Source organism: Ruegeria sp. AM9 (assembly GCF_056540565.1).
The window spans coordinates 1-847 of record NZ_JBQFWY010000046.1 but is presented as its reverse complement, the minus strand read 5'-3'; the positions used below and the strand labels follow the sequence as shown (position 1 = coordinate 847).

Genomic DNA, 847 nt, shown 5'->3' with positions numbered 1-847 from the left:
TTTCAACGCGCTGCGTGATTCACGGCTTCTAAAATGGAGTGGTGATATGAGCGACCTTTACTGGCTGACCGACGAGCAGATGGCCAGGCTTTCCCCTTTCTTCCCGAAGTCGCACGGCAAGCCACGGGTCGATGACAAGAGAGTGCTGAGCGGGATTATCTTCGTCAATCGCAACGGGTTGCGCTGGCGCGACGCTCCCAAGGAATACGGACCGCATAAGACGCTGTACAGCCGGTGGAAACGATGGAGCGAGAAAGGCATCTTCGCGCGGATGATGGTCGGCCTGGCCGCCGAACATGGCGAGGAAAAGACCGTGATGATCGACGCGACGTATCTAAAGGCCCACCGCACCGCGACCAGCATGGCCGCGAAAAAGGGGGGCGTGGACGCCTGATTGGTCGGACCAAGGGTGGCATGAACACGAAGCTGCACGCCATCTGCGACAGCCAGGGGCGGCCGCTTAATCTATTCGTCACTGCCGGGCAGGTCAGCGATTACACCGGCGCACGGGCGTTACTCAGCAGTCTGCCAAAAGTCGACTGGCTACTCGGAGACCGCGGCTATGACGCCGACTGGTTCAGGGATGCGTTAAAAGACAAAGGGATACGCGCCTGCATCCCTGGCCGGAAGAAGCGCAAGGCTCCAGTCAAATACGACAAGCGGCTATACAAACGGCGCAACCGCATCGAGATCATGTTCGGCAGGCTCAAGGATTGGCGGCGCGTGGCAACACGCTATGACCGATCCCCAAAGGTCTTCCTCTCGGCCATCGCGCTCGCCGCTCTCGTCATATATTGGTTATGAATCCTGACCCTAGGTACCAACCCCTACTCTTCTGAAATTGGAG

General features: G+C 58.4%; 1 protein-coding gene. It reads left to right on the top strand.

What is annotated here, in order from left to right; all coding sequences use genetic code 11:
* The first annotated feature begins 46 nt into the window (after positions 1-46).
* Positions 47-804 (top strand): IS5 family transposase gene (locus ACR0DO_RS19495; protein ID WP_480506179.1). Its coding sequence is split into 2 segments (ribosomal slippage): positions 47-371 and positions 371-804, totalling 759 coding nucleotides; the frame shifts between segments, so codons are not numbered across the junction.
* Positions 805-847: the final 43 nt, after the last annotated feature.